The following is a 20138-nucleotide window of genomic DNA, read 5'->3' on the forward strand; positions in this document are numbered from 1 at the left end:
GACAAGCTGGAGCACCAGAGCAATCCCCACGACAATCTCGAACACCAGAAATACCACGGCCATCCGGAATACTACTGCCCGCGCTTCAGGGTGCTGATGAAGACGGAAACCGGACACACCATTCTGGCCGATGACCGTGACGGTGATGAACTGATGCGCCTGATCGACCGGGCCGGTCAGATCCTCACCATGGAAGCCAAGGTCAAACCGGAAATGCAGAGCGGCAACGCCCTCAGACGCGGCACCAAGGATGCCGAAAAAGGCGACCAGCTCGATATTGCTTCACAGATCGTCGGATCGAAAGCCCGGGTACAACTCACCGACCTCTGCCGCCAGCAGGTGCTGCTGGAGGCATGGCAGGACAAGGAAAAGATTCACATCCTCTCCTGCGACAAAGGCCGTTCCCGTTGGCAGAAGATTCTGATCGATACCACCAAAGGCCGGGAAAAGGTCCACATCTGGGGTCTCAACGGCACGCAGGAGATTCTGATCGACTCCACCAAGGGTGCTGAACAGATCCGCCTGACCGACAAAGCCGGACAGGTGGTCAGAATGAACGCGGCACCGGGAACGGAAAGCATCAGCGCAACCGACAAGGCGGGAAGCCTCATTTTCATGGATGGTGTCGTTGGCAACATCATCATCAAATCGACAAACCAAGTATTGATTAACACATAAGGAAAAGTTGCATGAGTGATTCAAATCAACCCGGGCTGACTGCATCCGAAGAGATGCTCGCCAGAACCTTCGACACATGGCGTAAGGAATTTCGAGGGATTCTGGAAAACCACCGCCGTGAAATTCAGGACCGGCTGGAAAAGATCGAACGGGAAATAGAAAAGAAATCCGACAAGGAGAACGTCGAGGTGCTGGTTCGCGGCATCAATTCCGATCTGCACCGCCACGCCGAGGAGATTGACCGGCTTCACACCCGGGTCAGCAACAAGGTGGGTACGGAGACTATGTGGAAAATTGTCGGGCTGACACTGGGAATCGGCACCGCTGTCGGCGGGCTGATCGGCTATCTGATCAATCTAACCTTGAGGCTTAAACCATGAGCGGACCACAGGCACGTCTGGGAGATGTCAGCAGCCACGGCGGTGTGATCATCACATCGGCCGTTCGAACCATGGTAAACGGCATTCCGGTGGCTCGCATGGGCGACCTGCACGTCTGTCCCATCCCCGGACACGGCGTTACCCCCATTGTGACCGGAAGTATGACCACCATTACCGAAGGCAGCCCCAACGCCAGAATCGGCGACATTACTGCCTGCGGTGCGGTGATTGTGGCTGGCAGCCCGAACACCATAGACAACTGAGGAGCCTTGCATGCCGGAAGAATCAACCATACCGACACATCCATACTGGGACGTTTTCCCCAAGCTGGTACGCGTCTCGACCTCTGAATTTCCGCAGACCATCCCGCTGTCCATTCGGGGCTCTGTTGAATCGCCGGTGTTTGAATCGTCCAACAGTGATGTCGCCGAGGTGGATGAAGCGGGAAATGTGATCTGCGGTATGCAGCCCGGCGCTGCCCTTGTCATGGTCTGGCGCTCGGATGATCGCCTGAGTGTTCGTCATGTTCAGGTTGAAGTGTATGGCACGCCAATGGGTGGAGGAGAAATGCCCTCATGACTGAGCAACTCGGCATTCCGGCTTATTGGGAGATTTACCCTCAGAGTATCAGGCTCTCGCTATCCTATTTCGAGCAGCGCATCCCACTCTCTGTTCGCGGCAGTGGCTTGAACCCCCAGTTTGTATCATCCAATCCGGCCGTGGCCTATGTGGATGATGAGGGCTTTCTGGTCAGCGGAATGCAGATTGGCAACGCCATGATCATGGCATGGGATTCCGATGCCCGACAAAGCCTGCGCCATTTGAATGTCGAGGTTCGAGATCCGTCTTGGTTCGCCAATCATCCCGACTTCCTGCTCGATCTGGGCACCAGTGTACATCTTGTCGGCTCTGTCGTGGATGCCCTCAATGCCCGTCCGCTTGCAGGCGTTCTGGTAACCATACGGCGCAGTGAGGAAGGTCCGATTGTGGCGCAGCAGATCACCGATGCCTCCGGGCAGTATGAAATGGAGTTGTTCGAAGGACTCTATGTTTACGAGGCCAGCACGCCCAACTATATCGACGCCCATGGCCTGTTGAACGTTCTCGAATCCGGAAGCTCCGGTCAGAATATCGTGCTCTCTCCGGAACTCAACGGACAGGTGGCCCGCATCGTTTTGCAGTGGGGACTCAATCCCCGGGATCTCGATTCTCATCTGCGCGGTCCACGCCCGGGTGGCGGCACCTTTCATGTCTACTACTCGACGGATTATGTGCAGGATTGCGGCGAGCTGGATGTGGATGACACTTCATCTTACGGGCCGGAAACCATCACCATGCACCGGCTGGTGGCCGGAACCTATCGATATAGTGTTCACGACTACACCAACCGGAACTCGAGCACCAGCACGGGGCTGGCCGGATCAGGCGCGACCGTGAAAGTGTTTTATTACGACGGCCGGGAATACACCTTCAATGTGCCCAATCAGCCCGGCACCGTCTGGAATGTATTTGAAATCAACGGAACCACCGGAGCGATCACCGCCCTCAACCAGATGGAGTTTGAGTCGAATCCGGGCAACGTAGGAATTTAGGAGAACGCTCATGATATCCATAGAAGAACCTCAGGCCGGAGCCGTGGTCGAACAGACCGATTCCGGGGAAAACCATTTCATTCTCAAAGACATGGCGCTGCAGCTTGCGGGTATCAAAGCCGAAATTGCTGGCATGAAGACCATAATCGAAGCCTCTCACAATGCATCGGAAGCATTGAAACAGCAGGCACAGGAGGTGCTGGAAGCACACATTCAGAACACACAGGATTATATGGATCAGGTCACGACCGAGCCGCCGCCGGATTTCTATCCCTTTGTGTCTCTACCCGAAGGAAGTCAGGTGAAAGACCTGCCGGACGGCAATCGCCTGTTTACCCTGTCTGACGGCATGATTCTCAAGACCAACGATGATCACACCATTTCGGTCATTGTCGATGGCGAACCGCATGTCGTTACTCCGGGACCCGCAACCTCCGTTGAAGTCAGTCCCGGCCGTATCTACGAATTGGTGCCTGAATGGATCGAAACCACAGTGGAACAGGCCGGAATCGAGGGACTCCCGCTCTCGGCCCAAGTAGATCAATTGACCGACCATCGTTTCAGCATCGAGCTTGCCCCATACAGGTTGCTGCTCGACCAGCAGTTGAAAACGCTGTCTGTCATCAATCCCTCCGGCAGCATCGATATCCTCGGAATTGCCCGCATCGAAGGTGTCGCTGAAACCATCACCGTCCGCATTCTGGCCGATGGAGCCAAAGGTTTCTCCTGTGAAGAAAGTGGTCACGGCGGCCTGATCGAAAGCGGCGGTACCATTCATCTCTCCATGAAAAACGGCACCAGTCTGGTTGCCCGCTTTCCGGATGAAGGCACTGAGACAAATGGCGGCTCCACCGGCTGTCAGGGACTCTGCAACCTTGAATGTGAGGAGCGTGATCTATGAACTACGATTTTCTCGGTACAGGGCTGAAATTCCCTTTGAACTTTAAGTCCATATCTGGCGGAGCCGAAGTATCCACATCGACCTCCCGGGAACATGAACATATCCGTGAAAGCATCATTCAGATCCTTGGGACCCGTCCCGGAGAACGTTTCATGAACCCGGAATTCGGCTCAAAGCTGAAAGACCTTGTGTTCGAACAAAACGATGAAGTGCTCAAAGGGCTCATCCGCCATCATGTCATCGATGCGATCCGCCGCTGGGAAAAGCGGGTGGTCATCACGGATGTGTCCTTCGACGATTCCGCCCGCAACAAGGATCTCAACCAACTGCCCGTCATCATTTCCTATCGGGTCATCCAGACTCAGGTCGAAGGAAACCTCGTTTACCCGTTCTTCCGGGAACTTCCTTAGACCTCCGACACTTCCAGACTGCTTCCGGTAAGTAATCGGCGTGTGCGGAGTTTATCGCTCCGCTTGAAAAACGTCGAACGAACCGGAGGCACAATGGGCCGCGCAAGTATTGAATACATCAACAAGGATTATGAATCGATCCGGCAGGAACTGCTGGCCAAAGTGCCGCAGCTGACAGACCGCTGGACAGATTTCAATCACTCCGACCTTGGGGTGGTTCTGCTGGAACTGTTCTGTGGTGTCGGTGACATGCTGGCCTATTATCTGGACGCGCAGGCCGCCGAGGCATTTCTGCCCACGGCCCGCCAGCGTCAGAACGTAATCAATCTCTGCAAGCTCATCGGCTATCAGCTGGATACGCCGGTCTCTTCCACGACCACCATCCGTTTTTCACTGGCTGCTCCGCTTGATTTTGATCTGCCGATTCCGTCTGGAACTCAATGCCGGGCGCTGCTCGAAGATGGCAAGGCCGACTTTGAAACCGTGGATGATGCCTTCATTCCCCGTGGTGAACTCTCCGTCGATATTCACACCCGTCAGGGTATCCGTAAATCCGATGAGCTGGAAGCGACCGGAAAGCCGTGGCAGCGGTTTCATCTGAGCGGTGTATCCATAGCACAGGCGACCATTCGTGTTCTTATCGATGACGATACCTGGAGTGAGGTTCGCCATTTTCAGGAAAGCGATGGCGACAGTCTTCACTTCATGGCCGACACGGATGCATTGGACATTACCTCAATCCTCTTTGGTGACGGCCAATCCGGAGCGGTTCCCGCTGCCGGGAAAGGCATTTCAGTGAGTTGGCTCGAAAGCCTCGGAGCCAAGGGAAACATCGGACCGGGCCGTATTACACAGCTTCTTTCAGCCGTCTATCACGACGGTGCCCAGATCCCGCTGACCATCTCCAATCCGGTGGCTGCTACAGGCGGCACATCCCGGGAGACCATTCAACATGCCCGTAATCAGGCTCCAGCCGAACTGCGCAGTCTCTGGAAGGCGGTAACCCTTCAGGACTACAAGGCGCTTGCCGAGGGCTATCCCGGTGTCGCCAAGGCCAAGGTGCTCGATACCAACGACTGCCAGAACATCCGTTATTACAACGTCCATCTGGCCATCGCGCCCAATGGCGGCGGCATGCCGTCGGGGCTGCTCAAGCGTGATCTGGCTGACTATCTGGAACGTCGCAAGGTGATCACCGTCGAGGTGAAGCTGTTTGACCCGGTCTACCGGCCCATTCATATCAATTGTGAGGTCTATGCATGGCCGGGCGAGGCTCTGGAAAACGTGCGCAGCCGGATCGAATCGGCTCTGGCGGATTTCTTCGCCTTCGATCAGGTGAACTTCGGCCAGACCATCCATTCATCCGATCTCATTGCCCTGATCGATGGTGTTCGGGGAGTCAGTCATATTCATCTCTATACGCCCCAATTGGACGTGGAACTCGGGCGCGGTGAAATACCGGTTCTCGGCTCGGTCAACCTCGATATGCGGAGGGCTGAATAGTGGCGGACTGGTTCCAGAACAACCTCATCGATCTGCTGCCGCCGTTGTATGAGCACAAGGATGAAAGCGGCGATCTTCGCTCCTTGCTTTCACTCCCGGCAGGCACGCTCGACGAGATCAAGGAAGCCATCGACAGGTTCCCCGACATATTTGATGTGGAGCGCTGTGACGAGCGGTTTCTTCCCTTGCTCGCATATCTGGTGGGTCACCGCTATGACGGCACAGACACGCCGGAAAACCAGCGTCGTCTGATTCGTGAGGCGGTCGAAATATACCGGCGCAAAGGAACCATCCCGGCCATCGGGCGCAGTCTTACATCGATTGGCTGGGATGGCCAGATTGAAGAAACCTTCCGCAGTGCTCTCCGTCTGAACTCCCGCTCCCGATTGAGCTCGGCAAAACTCCCCGGCAATGTGTTCAGCCTCGGAGTCTATCGGGTTCACAGTCTCAACCTGGCTGAAGGTGTACGGGATGCATTGTCTTTCCATCACCCGGCTGGCACTCGTGCGTTTTTCCTGCAGTGGCTGGCCACTTTTCTGGAGATCGGGTCCGATCTGGAATTTCAGAACGCCGCCCATGTCCGCAGTGTGGTTCTGGCATTTCTCGATGAAACCTTCGTGCTGGGAAGAAGCCGTCTCGGCTCCTGCCGCCATCTGACCAATAAGCAGCGGATATACGATTACCTTCAGCTGACCAGCACCGTGGAGATGGTTCCTGAAATCGACCGGGCCGCCAACAAGGTCTCCCGTTTTCATGGCCGTCAAAACAGGATGCGCCTCAATCACAGGCCGCTCAACGAAAGACGGCTGGTGAACACCTCCATCCGCGAGGACAGGCTGTCCTTCTGTAATCCGATTTATACCGGCCGGGACTATCTCACCGATATTGTCGAATCCGGTTTCAACCTCTCGGCCGACCATATCAATCGCCGCAAACTGTCCTTTGCCGATGCGGAAACCCTTTACTGCTTCCGGCAGAAAGACCTCTTTTCAATTCTGCAGGCAGAGGCTTCGGAAGCCCTGCAGAACAGACAGACCTTCGGCTTAAACATCGAAGCGAGAAATCGGCAATGTTTCCAGCTGGGCCGCTCACCGCTCAACGGGGATGTGGTCATCAATGCCATTCAGGGTGGACACAGCAGTGCGCTGCTGGTTGCCACCGCCGGATGCAAAGCCCGGGTCACCGAAGCATCAGACCTCATCAACCGCTGGCGTCGGAGAGGGCCTGTATTCAAGCTCAACGCGAATGTCCTCAACAACCGGACTTTGACTAATGCGAACCTCACCGGAGAACGGGCATCGCTTGAAGTCTATGTGGATACAGGTTCTCTCCAACGCCCACGGATTGTGCCTTTGAGCCTCAACCAACGCGCCCTCAACACGACCTCTTTACGCCTCTCCGTGGATCGGACCCGACCGCTCCGCATCGGACGGATGAAACTCAATCAGGCGGGTTTCCGGTTCACCGAGCCGTCCTACCGATGGCTGTTCCGTCAGCAGGATTTCAGCGAGGCGCAGGAAGCCGCTACAGAGAGCGCCGTGAACAAATATCAAGTAACCCAATGGCCTGTTTAAGGAGAGATTATGGCAATTCACTTATACCTCGATGAACAGTTGACCCAGCAGATTTCGGAAGGCGACTTCAGCAATCCGGATGCGGACAACTACAACGGCACGGATGGAGAAATCAAAGACCGGAAGATTTTCGTGGCCAATGAACAGACCACGCTCGCCGCACCGATCGATGACATCCAGACCGACATAGAACTGACTGAACCCCGCTTTGCCGATGCGGAATACATCGTGATCGGCACCGAGCAGATGCAGATCCTTTCCGGCGGCGGAACTGCAAATCTGACCGTAAGACGCGCCGTGGCCAACACCGTGGCAGCATCTTACGCGGCCGATGAGCCGGTCTATTCCGGATACGACTATACAGGGCTGGTGGTGGACCCGATCGACGAGTTCGAAACCGATGAATCGGTCTGGTACAAGCTCGCGCTCACGCAGGCCGAACTCGATACCGCCACTCAAAGCGCTCCGCTCAACCTCGGAGCCAAGGCCCACAATCAGACCATCTCTTTCTGGCGTCGCTGCACGGTGCTTTCGGGCACACCCGTTCAGAACAAGATCGACATCAAGCTGCGCCTCACCGGAACAGAGAACCCCGTTTTATAAGGAGTGAATCATGGCTTATCAAAGTATTCAGGGAACCGCCAGCGGCCGATTGGACCTGCTGAACAAGATTAAAGATTTTCTGGTCACCACCGTTGGCTGGACACTGCATGACGACCAGTCCGCCGATGCCCGGCCATACTATGTATTCAAATCAACCGGGGAATCCGGTGCGGAAGATATCTATCTGCGTTTCCAGATCGGACAGAGCTCCGGCCGCCTTGAAGTGGCCGCCTTCCAATACTGGGACAACACCACCCAGACCGGTGCAGGCGAAGCGTTCTACAGTTCGTACACCTATCTTCGGGCTGAGGACACCGCCGATTTTATTTACTGGCTGTATGCCGACCTCGACCATGTATTCATCGTCAGCAAGATTGTCTCGACCTACTACGGCCATTACAGCGGTTCCATCAAACGGTTCTGGTCTTCGGCGGTTGCCATCACTCAAGCAGCGATTGTCAACGGCAGTGCCGTGGTGGCGCAGGTCAACGATGCATCGATCTTCACACCCGATCAGCATTACATCATCAAAGACGACGCCAATATCGAGCGGGTCAAAATTACCGCCATCGATTCGGTTGCCACGCCCAATACCGTGACCATCGAAACGCTCGTCAGCGATTATGCGGCCGGAGCCAAAATCGGCGAGGACCCGCAGCCGGTCATCACCGGTTACTACAACATGCCAAGCACCTTTTACGCCGTGAACAAGTTCGACGGCTGGACTTCTGCCAGTGGACAGCGCGGCCGTTGCGGTGCTGCCCATGGCAACCTGCAAAGCGATACCGACCCGGAACGCCGCTACGACACCACCATTCTTTTCCCATGGATAGTCAGCATGAACGGCGCTGACAGCTATCAGGAGCTGCGCGGGGAACTCATCGAAATCTATGCCACCGGCGGAGCCAACGTGGCCTCCGAGGATACCGTCGAAATCGGCTCGGATTCCTATCGGGTATTCAACCTCTCCGGCGGCGGCTGGTGTGCGATTAAGGAGTAAGGCTCATGGCTGTTGTTAAAGGACAAATCAAAACCACAACCCAAGTGAAAGGTCGGCGTGTTCCGCAACCGCTGGCCAATCTCAACAAGGGAATGGCTTTCAAAATGACCGGGAGGATTCGCCGTGGCCGTGCATAAGGGAGCCATCATTCGACCTGCCGTTATCCGGGGCATTCGCAGACCCGAATTTCAGGTCAATCTGCCGCCTGTGCAGGGAGCCTATTTCGACCTGTTCGGACCCCGGGATCAAAGACGCACCGTTGTGATTCACGCGGATGCCTCTGTCAGGGCTTCAAACCAGCGCTCAACGGTGGCTGACAATCAGGTCATTGTGGCGGGCCGTATCGAGCGGTCATCCGATACCTGGCTGATCATTCCACAGGCATTTGAACAGCTGGCTTTTACCGCCGTTCGGGTGACGCATCCCCGACAGGCAATGCTGGATACATCGCTCACGATCAGCGGTTCCCGGGCATTGATTGCCGATACCGCCCAGCATCTGGAGCAGCAGTTTGGCCGTTCCGCCGATGCGGGGCTGACCATTTTCAATGTGATTATCAACGAAGAACACGAGATTCAAACATAAGGAGAAGACCATGGCATTGGGACTCATAGTCAAATCAGGCCGTGTATTGACGGCAAAGCTCCTGATGGGACAGGCAGTGGAAGGCATAACCCACTGCGCCATCGGGGATGGAGATGAAACATTCACCGAGCCGCAGAATCCGCCTGCGCCGGATATCGAGCAGACGGCCCTCAAAAACGAACGGGCCAGAAAGCGGTTCTACAAACGGACCTTCCTCAAAGAGGACGCTGAAGGTGCGCTGGTGGTCAATGGTGTCCGCTATCTGGAAACCGGTGAGGAGACCAACACCATCGGCATCTTCTTTCGTTTTGATGAGGCCGAAGCCAACGGCATCACCATCCGCGAATACGGCTTTTTCGGCGGTGACGTCGAGTATGTGGCCAGCGTGAGCGGTGATCTGGCAATGGGCGGAGTGTTTCATCAGGACACCAATCCGGTCGGAGAGGTGCTGCGCCCGGGCTACCTGTACGAAGTGAAAAACATTCCAGATTTCAACAAGATTTCCGATACCCGCGTGGAGCTGGTCGGGATCATCAAAATATAACCGGAGGTAAAAGAGATGAGTATTTCAAGAGATACATTCGATCCCGCCAAGAACTACAAACGCATCCGCTATCATCAGGACCGGGATCTGCTTGATTCGGAGCTGAACGAACAGCAGGAACTGATCAACCTCGAGCGCCGCAAGATTGCCGATATCCTTTTCAAGGAGGGATCGATTCTGAGCGGCCTCGATGTCACGGTACAGGATAACGTGCTCACGTTGACGTCGGGCATGGTCTATATCGACGGCCATGTGGAAGCGGTTGCCGGAGTCACCTTGACCTATGACCCCGCCACCACCAGCGGGGCGGACTATGTCTATTCCGAGCTGCTCAAATACAATTACGGCTACACGCAAGACCCGTCGCTGATCAACCCGGCCACGGGCGAGCCAACCGCCGAGCGCGAGAAATGGGTGCTGGCCCTGAAGACCACCGACACCACCGGCCTGACGCTTCCCAATAACGTGACCGAGCGCAAGGTGGTGCCCATTTACAAATTCGACCGGGAGACCGGCGATGTCACGGCGACGGTGCAGGAAAAATCCAATCTGTATCTGCGCGACCTGCTGGGCACGCTTCCCGGCAGCCGGATTACGGTTTCTTCCATTACCGAAGACCAGCTCTCCTTTGCCGCTGCCGAAGGACTCAATTCGCTGCTGCAGAACCTTGCCGAGCGGACCTTCGATCAGGCGGGCAGCTATCTGGTCAGCGGATTCGACAGCTTTATCGGCTCAGTGGATGATACCGATGTCGAGGTAATCACCAACGCGGGCCGGGCCTATATTCAGGGCTTCCGTCATCAGCGGGATCTGCCCACCTCCACGCTGGTTCCCAAGTCGGTGGCCATCAAGTCGGTGCGTGGTGAACAGAAGACCTACAACATCAGCCAGCGCCGTTACCCGGTCAACTCCACGCCGCTCAAAGAGACCACGCAGGTGGAAGCCATTGTGGAGATGACCGCCAATGTGACCCGAGGCTCGGTCGGCGGCGGTGAGGATCTACTCGACCCCAATCCGGTCGTGGATATTCTGGAAGTTAGTCAGGGTGCCACCATTTTTCAGGAAGGCATCGACTGGCAGCAGTCCGGCAACCATGTGGACTGGATCGGCTCCGGCAATGAACCGGCTATCGGTACCACCTATACCGTGCGCTGGACCTACACCAAGCAGATGATCAAAGGCGAGGATTATGTGGACGGCGGCTGGTTCGGTATTACCGCCCATCCGACAGCCGGAACCTATCATTATGTGGTGACCGCTTTCGACGGATCGGGTGAAACCGCCTTCAACTCAGGCAGCGTACTTTCAAGAATGACTCTGGCCGGAGAGATGAACCGTCTTTCATGGCTGCCGGTCAACGGTGCCAACGGCTATCGGGTTTACCGGGCTACGACCAACGGCTCCAGAACCGACTTCCAGCGCATCAAGGAGCTGGGCAGCGAAGCCATCTCCTATATCGATGATGCGGTGGACGAACCCGTGGCATCCAATCCTCCGGCCAGCAGTTCGGCTGCGGTTTCCATGTCCACGACCCAGATCGAACTCGGCAATCTCAACGTGGTCAACTTCGGTCGCGGAGCACTTGGCGATGAACCGGTCAACGGCTCTAACTGCAGCATCGATTATGATTATTTTCTCGGCCGCAAGGACATCATCTACGCCACCACCCGGGAGATCAAACGACTCGAAGGTGCTCCGGCGGACTTTCCCAAGCTGCCGATCGTTCCGGAGGATACCTTGGGTCTGTGCAGCATTGACTGCCCGCCCAACTCCACCGATATGACCATCCGCAATTTCGGGCTCACCCGCATCACCATGGATCAGATCCACGACATCATCAAAGATGTGGAGGACCTGAAATACAACGATGCCCAGTATCAGATGAACAATGAGCTGCAGAACCGCGACGCCCAGTCCAAGAAAGGCATCTATTCGGATGATTTCTCCAACACAGCCCAGTCGGATATCTATCACGCCGAATGGGATGCCCGGGTAAACGAGCTGGGCAAGTTTGCCTCTCCGGATCGTTCGGCTATTTCATCACCGCTCGAGGTGGATACGGGAAGCAGTGATGCCAGCTTCTTCGGCAGTCTGGCGTTGTTGCCGGGATCGGAACAGGTGGTGCTCGAACAGAATGACTGGTCCGAGGAACGCAACATCAACCCGTATGCGGTCTTTGAAAAACCGCCTGCCATGCTGCAGGTCACACCCAATATCGGCCGCCGTGGCCAGACCGGCATTGCGGTAACAGGCATCAACTTCACGCCGGATCGCTCCGGGATTGTCCTGCGTTGTGACGGCCGGGTCATGGCCAGCAATCTGGTCAGCGATGATGCCGGACGTGTGACCGCCTCATTCACGGTGCCGACGGAAGCCCGCAACGGCAACCGTATCGTGGAAATGGCGGATGGGCAGTACACCGCCCGGGCCAGCCTGCAGATCAATGATCCTCTGGTGATCACCCGTATCCAGCGATTTATCCAGACCAACATCATCACCCGCATCGTTCGTGTGCCGGTGGTGCGTACCGTCTGGAGAACCCGTACCATCTTCGTGCGCCGTGATCCGTTGGCTCAGACCTTCAGCTTCACGGAAAACCGGGTTCTGTCGGCTGTGGGTATTCAGTTCACCGAGCGGGATGCCTCCATTCCGGTAACGGTTCAGATTCGAGGGGTTACCACCGGACTGCCCAACGACACCATCTTTGCCGAAAAGGTGATTGCGCCGTCGGAAATCAATCTCGGCGGTGAAACCAAGATCAGCTTCGATGATCCCTTTTACGCCGAAGCCAATACCAGCTATGCGGTGGTCCTGCTGACCAACAGTACCAACTACAAGGTGCGCACCGCCACTCTCGGCAAGACCGGTCGTCAGGGCATTATCACCCGCCAGACCTATGCCGAAGGTGTGCTTCTGGAAAGCTCCAATGCCGAGACCTGGACTCCGCTCAACGGCTCCGACCTCACCATGAAACTTTATGGCTATGAGTTCGAGAACGAAGGCACGGTCCAGTTCCAGCCGGTAAGCGGTGTACAGTTCTCCGATCTGAACATCGATGAATATTCGGCTATCCCGGAAGGTACCCACCTTATCTGGGAATACTCCACCGACGGTGGTTCGACGTGGGATGCGGTCGTTCCGGCCGAGGAAGAGCGTCTGCCCAATCTGGCCAATGGCGTTTTGGTCCGGGTTCGCTACAGTACCGGCATGGGTAACGACACTCCGGCGCTCAACTTCCGGGATGTCAATCTGATCGGCTACCTCAACAACACCGCAGGAACCTATCTGACCCGTGAGAACGAGCTGACACAGGGTGTGGAATCCACCAAGGTCTACACCCAGATGGATATCCCCAGCGGCACCAGTGTTCAGTGGTTCGCCACCAATGACGGCGGAGAAACATGGGAAGCCATGACCATCGACGATACCCGGCCCATCGACGAAGACTGGACCGAATACACGCTGGTCCGGACCTTCAGCGATCCGCAGGGTAACAAGGTGCGCTACAAGGCTGAGCTGACCGGAACCGTATTGACCTATCCGAGGATTCACACCCTCGGTGCAACCCTGAGCTGATGGAGGCCCCGTTATGATCGTTAAACGCCGTGGCGGGATGACCGAATACATCCCGTCTCCACAGGAAAAACGGGAAGGACTGGTCCGGGATCACTCCTTCAATCTGATCGAAAACCTGCACCACAGGTTGAGCCGGTTGGAGGAGGAACTCGGATTGCCGCTTGATGAGGCCGAAGCCTGCACCATCTTTCTGGATAAAATGAAGCAGGATGAATCCCTGAATAAGGAGATTCACACCAGCTTGATTAGCGGTAGCAGCCCGGATACCTGAGCCCATCCCATCCGTGAAAAACAGCCAACGCCCCGGAACGCCCGCACGCTTCCGGGGCGTTTCTTTTAATGTGCTCGCCCGAATGCCGCCAAACTCGTAACATGTTGAAAATAAAGGTGTTAAATGTCGTTTCTTTCTGTTCTTCTACTTGCTTTCTGACGGAATTAAAGCATTCATTCACATGTAAGCTGAAGGCTTAAATACAAGCCCGGCAACAAGTTAGAAACCGTAAAACGGAGACTGTGAATGGATTTAAGAGAACTCAGATACGGAATCGAGATCGAGACCGTAAAACGCACCCGGGAACAGATAGCCTGGGCAATCCACTCGGTGGTCGGCGGCCATGTCAGGCATATCGGCGCACCGTCCTGCTACGATCCTTGGGAAGTGGAAGACCTGCGGGGCCGAAAATGGAAGGTGGTCAACGACGCATCCCTGACCAATGTGCCATCCCACCTGCGGGCGGAGCTGGTGAGTCCGGTGCTGACCTATGACGACCTCGAGCAGCTGCAGGAGGTGGTTCGGGCCATCCGCAAGGCCGGTGGAAAAATCAACAGCCAATGCGGCATCCACATTCATATCGATGCCGAGCCCTTTGACGGGCGCAAGCTGGGTAACCTTGCCAAGGTGGTGTACAAACAGGAACCGCTGATCCTCCATGCCCTCGGGATCAACAGCGACCGCCTGCGCCGTTACACCCGACCGGTCAGTGATGAGCTGATCCGGAATATCGAACGGCAGCGTCCCAAGACCAAGGCCCAGCTGAACCGCATCTGGTACGGCTACCACAACAACCAGCCCCAGCACTACGACAACACCCGCTACCACGGAGTCAACCTGCACAACGTCTGGTACCGGGGCACGGTGGAGTTCCGCTGGTTCGAGGCGACCCTGCATGCAGGAAAGATCAAAGCCTACCTGCAGTTCTGCTTGGGCATCGCCGCCAAGGCGCTTAACGGCAGGGCTGCATCCAGCCGCAAGCGGGACTTCGATCCCCAAAGCGCCAAGTACGACTTCCGGGTCTTCCTGCTCCACCTCGGCCTGATCGGGGATGAGTTCAAAACCGCCCGATTACATCTGATGAAAAACATGCCCGGTGATGCGGCCTTCAAGAAAGGTCGTCCCAAACCGGATGAAACCGAAACCACCATTCAAACCACAGAGGCCGGGTCTAATCCCGGCCTTTCTGTTTTAGGAGGTGAATCATGAAGATACTGATCCACTCGACGACACTGGACGGTGAACCGTTGGAGGCAGACGGCATCGCTCTGGAAGGAAAAAACTGCGCGGAGCTGGTGGAGATCATGAAGGGCCAGACGCCATTCACCATCGAAGCGACCGCCCGTGATTATATGCTCGGTGTGCTTGGCCGCATCGAGCCGGACCGAAAACTCCAGCTGCCTGAAGATCAGGAAGCGGCCGCAGCCGAATTCCTGACCCTGCTGGGAAAGCATGGGCTGGTGGAGTTCCTGCCGGATGACGCCTTCATCGACCTGCCGCCGGAGGACACCTTTGACAAGGAGGATGATCTATGTGCGGACAAGTAGGCATCATCTTCGGTCAAAAGCGACGGCGCATTGCCGAGCGGGAATACCTGAACAAGGTCTTTATCCGCATGCTGCTCTGCAGTGAGGAGCGCGGTCCCCACGCCAGTGGAATGGCATGGCTCAGGACCGACGGGGACTTCCGGCTTTTCAAGCGTCCCATCCGGGCACACCGGCTGGTCAGGGAATCCACCTTTCACGAGCTGATGGCCGAGGTGGACAACCAGACCACCATCCTGATGGGGCATACTCGCTGGCGGACCCGGGGCAGCGAAGACAACAGCCGCAACAACCATCCGATCCGCTCCGGCATCATCATCGGCACCCATAACGGCACCATCTACAACGCCGATTACCTGTTCCGCAGGCTCGGCCTGCCGCGCTATGCCGAAGTGGACAGTGAGCTGCTTTTCCGGCTGGCCGACCGCTTTGCACCCGACGGAACCATCGACGGCCGAGGCTTCCGCAAAGCCCTGCGCCTGTGTCGCGGCCAAATGAGCGCCGTGTTGGCCTCACGACTCGATCCCGGGGCCATTACCGTCATCAAGGGGAACAAGCCGCTGTCGCTGCGTTACAGCCGCAAACACCGGGCGGTGCTCTACGCCTCCGAACCGGAATACATTGAAGCCGCTCTGGATGACCTGCGTGGCTGGCGCGAACTGGAAATTCCGCCGCTCACCATGCTGACCTTCCGCCATGAAACCCTCAAAGAGTGGCAGAGCCATCCCTTCAGATTTGTCTGTCAGGAACGTAAAGGAACCTTACCCGAAGGAGTGAAAGCATGAAAAATAACGACAACCACCTCCAGCTTTTTGTCTACGGAACCCTGAAAAAGGGATTCTGGAACTTTGACCGGTTCTGCACCCGGGCCATCAGTATTGAACCCGCCACCACTTGGGGCAGACTTTACCAGCTGCCCGCCGGGTTCCCGGCCTTGGAAGTCCCGGAGAGCAGCATACTGGCCACCGGCACCACCGATCCGCTGGCCGATACCCGAACACAGAGCGCGATTGAGCTGCCTGAAAATGGAATGACCCGCCCGGAAGGCGACTGGGATCTGGTCCATGGGGAGCTGATGACCTTCGCCAATCCCGGCTTCGATCTGCCACCTATCGATCGGCTGGAGGCATTCGACCCGAATGGCCGCTGTGTTTATACGCGGGTTCTGGTGGCGGTGGAGGTCAACGATTTGATCCGGCCTGTTTGGCTGTACCACTACAACCCCGGTCATGATGCGGAGCGGATCACCTCCGGCAAGTGGAGGTGAAAGTGCAGAAATAGTGTTTTTGCAAAATGGGGTTGACAAACATCTCGCATATTCGTATATTATACAGAAATAGCATTACAGCATATTGTAAGGTGAATAAATGAAGATGAAAATAAAAAAGCTGGCAACCGTGCAGATGGGATACTCGTTCCGGTCCCGTCTCGAAGCCTCTGAAGGTGGCGGAGTTGCAGTTATTCAGATGAAGGATCTTCTGGATGACAATACGGTCGGCTGTGATGGTTTGGTCAGAATCAATATGGAAGCCATGAAAGACCACCATCTTGCGCAAAGAGGCGATCTGGTATTCAGGTCTCGCGGGTCTCTAACCACGGCAGCGGTTCTTCTCGAAGATCCGGGCAAGGCCGTTGTCGCCGCTCCTTTATTAAGGATAAGGGTGACCAAGCCGGACAAGATTTTGCCCGAGTATCTGAACTGGTACATCAGTCAGCGGGATGCGCAGATTTTTTTGACCAGCCGGGCCAAAGGGACGGTTCAGAAAATGATCAGTAAGCAGGCTATTGAAGATCTGGAGGTGGCGCTGCCAAGTCTGGAAAAACAGAAAAATATCGTAGAGCTGGCCACGCTGTCTGCTCGTGAACAAACCCTGCTTCATACGCTGGCCGACAAGCGGGAACAATACATTTCAACAGTACTAATGCAGTTTGCAAAAGGAGAATAAAACATGAGCAGTAAGATTGATCAGAAAGACATCAACAACGCGGCATGGGCGGCGTGTGACACCTTCCGGGGCGTTGTTGATCCGGCGCAGTACAAAGACTACATCCTCGTGATGCTATTTTTGAAATACATCTCTGATGTATGGCAGGACCACTACGAAGAGTATCAGAAGCAGTATGGCGATGACGATGTTCGTATCCGCCGCAAGCTGGAGCGTGAGCGTTTTGTTCTTCCGGTGGTGAAACTCACCGAAAAGAATGACGAAACCGGCGAAGAAACGGTTCTGGATGAATTCCCCGCCACCTATTACAGCCTCTATGAACGCCGGTCCGCTGCCAACATCGGCGAGCTGATCAACATCGTGCTCGACCATATTGAAGAGAGCAACAAGAGCAAACTCGAAGGGGTGTTCCGTAATATCGACTTCAACAGCGAGGCCAACCTCGGCAAAACCAAGGACCGCAATCGTCGCCTGAAACAACTGCTGGAGGATTTCCACAAGCCGCAGCTCAATATGAAGCCCAGCCTCGTGTCCGAGGATGTGATCGGTAATACCTACATCTACCTGATTGAGCGCTTTGCCTCCGATTCCGGAAAGAAGGCTGGAGAGTTCTTTACCCCGCTGAAGGTGACCGAACTGGTGGCCAAGCTGGCAGGTCCCAAACCGGGAGATCGTATCTGTGACCCGGCCTGCGGATCAGGCGGACTTTTGATTCAGGCAGCCAAAGAGGTGGGCGACCGCAACTTTGCCCTCTTCGGACAGGAGTCCAACGGCAGCACTTGGGCGCTCTGCCGCATGAACATGTTCCTTCACAGCTTTGACAGTGCCCGGGTGGAATGGTGCGACACCCTGAACAGTCCGCTGCTGGTGGAAAATGACCGGCTGATGAAATTCAACTGCGTGGTGGCTAATCCGCCGTTCTCGCTGGATAAATGGGGTGCCGAAAATGCCGAGAGCGATCAGTACAACCGCTTCTGGCGCGGGGTACCGCCCAAGAGTAAAGGCGACTGGGCCTTTATCAGCCACATGGTGGAAACCGCTCTTGAAAAGCAGGGCCGGGTTGCTGTTGTTGTGCCGCATGGCGTGTTGTTCCGGGGCGCAGCCGAAGGCCGTATTCGTCAGAAAATGATCGAGGAAAACCTGCTGGATGCCGTGATCGGCCTGCCGGGCAACCTGTTCCCGACCACCAACATTCCGGTGGCAATTCTGGTCTTTGACCGCTCCCGTGAAAAAGGCGGCGTTCGGGAAGAATGCAAAAACGTCTTCTTTGTCGATGCCAGCCGCGAGTTCGTCTCTGGGAAAAACATGAACACCCTCTCGGAAGCGCATATCGGTAAGATCATGGCAACCTACGCCGCTCGGGCTGAAGAGGAAAAGTACGCCCATGTGGCCGAGTTCGCCGAGATCAAGGAAAACGACTTCAACCTCAATATCCCCCGCTATGTGGACACCTTTGAAGAGGAAGAGGAAATCGACATCGACGCGGTGCAGGTGGAAATTGACGATCTGGAAAAAGAGCTGGCAGCGGTGCGGGTAAAAATGGCCGAGAAGCTCAAGGAGATTCAGCGATGAGTAAAGCAGTTCAAGTTCCAGATGGCTGGGTAAAAGGCTCTTTGTCTTCATTTACAGAGTGCTTTTCGGGAGGTACGCCTAGTCGCTCTAAATCTGAATTCTACGAAGGCACCATTCCATGGGTAAAGTCTGGCGAGGTTAACAATAGGTTTATTTATGATACCGAAGAAAAAATTTCTGAATCCGCAATCAGAGAGTCTTCTGCAAAGTTGGTGAATCCCAATTCTATCTTGGTTGCAATGTATGGAGCAACTGCGGGAAAGGTGGCTGTACTGAAGGTTCTTGCTGCCACGAATCAAGCAGTGCTGGCTATGAATCCGGTGGACTCTAATTTGTGCTCCGACTTTCTGTTTTGGGTGATGGAGTATGAAGCTGTGCGACTAATGAAAAAGGTTCAAGGTGCTGCACAACCAAACCTTAGTAAAAATCTTATCGGGAATCATAAGGTCACTCTCCCCCCGCTTCCCGAGCAAAAAGCCATTGCCGATCTGCTGGCCACCTGGGATGAGGCTATCGAGAAAACCGAGCGGTTGATTCAGGCGAAGGAAGCCAACTTAAAGGGCCAGATTCAAAGAATAATGGGGAAAGAGGCCATTGATGCAAATGGCTGGTCAATGGTTCACTTGGGTGAGCTCTTTTCCGAAGTAACACGCAAGGTTGGCGAAAAAGAGCTAACGCCCTACAGCATCTCTGCCGGGATTGGATTTGTGTCTCAGCGCGAAAAATGGGGCAAAGATATATCCGGTTCTCAGCATAAGAATTACACACACCTTAAAGCTGGTGAGTTCTCTTATAACAAGGGAAATTCAAAGCGGTACCAACAAGGGTGTGTGTATCTGCTTAAGGACGGGGAGATTTGCGTTCCCAACGTATTTATCAGCTTTAAGCCGAAAGCAAAGAATGTTGTTCCTGAGTTCTTCGAACACTATTTCATTGCCGATTATCACGCCCGTGAACTGAAGCGATACATCACAAGCGGTGCCCGATCGGATGGGCTTCTTAATCTGAACAAAAAGGAGTTCTTCAAGATAATGGTTCCCTGCCCATCCATTGAAAAGCAAGAATCCATTGCCGAAGCCCTGACTGCATCACAACAGGAAATCGACCTGCTGAAACAGCTCGCAGAAAAATACAAAACCCAGAAACGCGGGCTGATGCAAAAGATGCTCACCGGCGAATGGCGGGTAAAACCGGAAATCGTTAACCAATACATGGAGGCGTAATCATGGCTAAAGGTAAAAACCAGCACGTTGTAAAACATCCCGATGGCTGGGCGGTTAAAGGCGAAGGAAACAGCAAGGCGACCAAGGTTACCCGCACCCAGGCGCAGGCCATTGATAAGGCGGAGAACATCGCCAGAAACCAGAAGTCGGACACCAAAATTCATGGTGTGGACGGAAAGATCCGTGCTGGCAACAGCTACGGAAACGACCCGTGCCCTCCTAAGGATAAGAAATAA

At 55.2% G+C, this 20138-nt stretch carries 24 protein-coding genes; all 24 read left to right on the forward strand.

Annotated features, from left to right (window positions below; translation table 11 throughout):
- Positions 1-678, forward strand: a 678-nt coding sequence (locus R2940_18550; GenBank protein ID MEZ4601796.1) for a baseplate assembly protein V, incomplete at its 5' end; no start/stop codon positions are given.
- Between the two features lie 11 nt (positions 679-689).
- Positions 690-1058, forward strand: a complete 369-nt coding sequence (locus R2940_18555; GenBank protein MEZ4601797.1) for a hypothetical protein — start codon at positions 690-692, stop codon at positions 1056-1058.
- Positions 1055-1321, forward strand: coding sequence for a PAAR domain-containing protein (locus R2940_18560; protein MEZ4601798.1), 267 nt, complete (start codon positions 1055-1057; stop codon positions 1319-1321). The genes R2940_18555 and R2940_18560 overlap by 4 nt, the downstream gene beginning before the upstream one ends.
- 10 nt (positions 1322-1331) lie before the next feature.
- Positions 1332-1637 carry a hypothetical protein gene (locus R2940_18565; protein MEZ4601799.1) on the forward strand — a complete coding sequence of 102 codons (306 nt, stop codon included), beginning with the start codon at positions 1332-1334 and terminating at the stop codon, positions 1635-1637.
- On the forward strand, positions 1634-2650 hold the full coding sequence (locus tag R2940_18570; GenBank protein MEZ4601800.1) for a hypothetical protein: 1017 nt from the start codon (positions 1634-1636) through the stop codon (positions 2648-2650). Before R2940_18565 ends, R2940_18570 begins: the two co-directional genes overlap by 4 nt.
- A 10-nt stretch (positions 2651-2660) precedes the next feature.
- Positions 2661-3551, forward strand: coding sequence for a hypothetical protein (locus R2940_18575; protein MEZ4601801.1), 891 nt, complete (start codon positions 2661-2663; stop codon positions 3549-3551).
- The gene (locus R2940_18580) at positions 3548-3961 is read left to right on the forward strand and encodes a GPW/gp25 family protein (GenBank protein ID MEZ4601802.1); all 414 of its coding nucleotides are present in this window, start codon (positions 3548-3550) and stop codon (positions 3959-3961) included. The genes R2940_18575 and R2940_18580 overlap by 4 nt, the downstream gene beginning before the upstream one ends.
- A 93-nt stretch (positions 3962-4054) precedes the next feature.
- Entirely contained in the window at positions 4055-5464 is a 1410-nt protein-coding gene (locus R2940_18585) for a baseplate J/gp47 family protein (protein MEZ4601803.1), read from the forward strand.
- Entirely contained in the window at positions 5464-7038 is a 1575-nt protein-coding gene (locus R2940_18590) for a phage tail protein (GenBank protein ID MEZ4601804.1), read from the forward strand. Before R2940_18585 ends, R2940_18590 begins: the two co-directional genes overlap by 1 nt.
- A gap of 9 nt (positions 7039-7047) precedes the next feature.
- Entirely contained in the window at positions 7048-7641 is a 594-nt protein-coding gene (locus R2940_18595) for a hypothetical protein (protein ID MEZ4601805.1), read from the forward strand.
- 10 nt (positions 7642-7651) lie between these two features.
- A complete protein-coding gene (locus R2940_18600; GenBank protein ID MEZ4601806.1) occupies positions 7652-8641 on the forward strand; it encodes a hypothetical protein in 990 nt (329 codons plus the stop codon).
- 5 nt (positions 8642-8646) lie between these two features.
- Positions 8647-8778 carry a hypothetical protein gene (locus tag R2940_18605; protein MEZ4601807.1) on the forward strand — a complete coding sequence of 44 codons (132 nt, stop codon included), beginning with the start codon at positions 8647-8649 and terminating at the stop codon, positions 8776-8778.
- Positions 8765-9226: a hypothetical protein gene (locus R2940_18610; protein MEZ4601808.1), complete on the forward strand. Its 462-nt coding sequence runs from the start codon at positions 8765-8767 to the stop codon at positions 9224-9226. The genes R2940_18605 and R2940_18610 overlap by 14 nt, the downstream gene beginning before the upstream one ends.
- Before the next feature lie 10 nt (positions 9227-9236).
- Complete coding sequence (locus tag R2940_18615; protein MEZ4601809.1) at positions 9237-9770, forward strand: hypothetical protein; 534 nt, start codon at positions 9237-9239, stop codon at positions 9768-9770.
- A gap of 15 nt (positions 9771-9785) precedes the next feature.
- On the forward strand, positions 9786-13346 hold the full coding sequence (locus R2940_18620; GenBank protein ID MEZ4601810.1) for a DUF4815 domain-containing protein: 3561 nt from the start codon (positions 9786-9788) through the stop codon (positions 13344-13346).
- 13 nt (positions 13347-13359) lie between these two features.
- On the forward strand, positions 13360-13617 hold the full coding sequence (locus R2940_18625) for a VrlD (GenBank protein ID MEZ4601811.1): 258 nt from the start codon (positions 13360-13362) through the stop codon (positions 13615-13617).
- Between the two features lie 246 nt (positions 13618-13863).
- Positions 13864-14826: an amidoligase family protein gene (locus tag R2940_18630; protein ID MEZ4601812.1), complete on the forward strand. Its 963-nt coding sequence runs from the start codon at positions 13864-13866 to the stop codon at positions 14824-14826.
- Complete coding sequence (locus R2940_18635; protein MEZ4601813.1) at positions 14823-15164, forward strand: hypothetical protein; 342 nt, start codon at positions 14823-14825, stop codon at positions 15162-15164. The genes R2940_18630 and R2940_18635 overlap by 4 nt, the downstream gene beginning before the upstream one ends.
- Positions 15149-15946, forward strand: coding sequence for a glucosamine 6-phosphate synthetase (locus R2940_18640; GenBank protein ID MEZ4601814.1), 798 nt, complete (start codon positions 15149-15151; stop codon positions 15944-15946). The genes R2940_18635 and R2940_18640 overlap by 16 nt, the downstream gene beginning before the upstream one ends.
- Positions 15943-16428 carry a gamma-glutamylcyclotransferase gene (locus R2940_18645; protein ID MEZ4601815.1) on the forward strand — a complete coding sequence of 162 codons (486 nt, stop codon included), beginning with the start codon at positions 15943-15945 and terminating at the stop codon, positions 16426-16428. Before R2940_18640 ends, R2940_18645 begins: the two co-directional genes overlap by 4 nt.
- 100 nt (positions 16429-16528) lie before the next feature.
- Positions 16529-17107, forward strand: a complete 579-nt coding sequence (locus R2940_18650; protein MEZ4601816.1) for a restriction endonuclease subunit S — start codon at positions 16529-16531, stop codon at positions 17105-17107.
- A 3-nt stretch (positions 17108-17110) separates the two neighbouring features.
- The gene (locus tag R2940_18655) at positions 17111-18679 is read left to right on the forward strand and encodes a type I restriction-modification system subunit M (GenBank protein MEZ4601817.1); all 1569 of its coding nucleotides are present in this window, start codon (positions 17111-17113) and stop codon (positions 18677-18679) included.
- Complete coding sequence (locus R2940_18660) at positions 18676-19902, forward strand: restriction endonuclease subunit S (protein MEZ4601818.1); 1227 nt, start codon at positions 18676-18678, stop codon at positions 19900-19902. The genes R2940_18655 and R2940_18660 overlap by 4 nt, the downstream gene beginning before the upstream one ends.
- Before the next feature lie 2 nt (positions 19903-19904).
- Positions 19905-20138: a DUF2188 domain-containing protein gene (locus R2940_18665; protein MEZ4601819.1), complete on the forward strand. Its 234-nt coding sequence runs from the start codon at positions 19905-19907 to the stop codon at positions 20136-20138.

The organism is Syntrophotaleaceae bacterium (assembly GCA_041390365.1).
GTDB lineage: Bacteria > Desulfobacterota > Desulfuromonadia > Desulfuromonadales > Syntrophotaleaceae > JAWKQB01.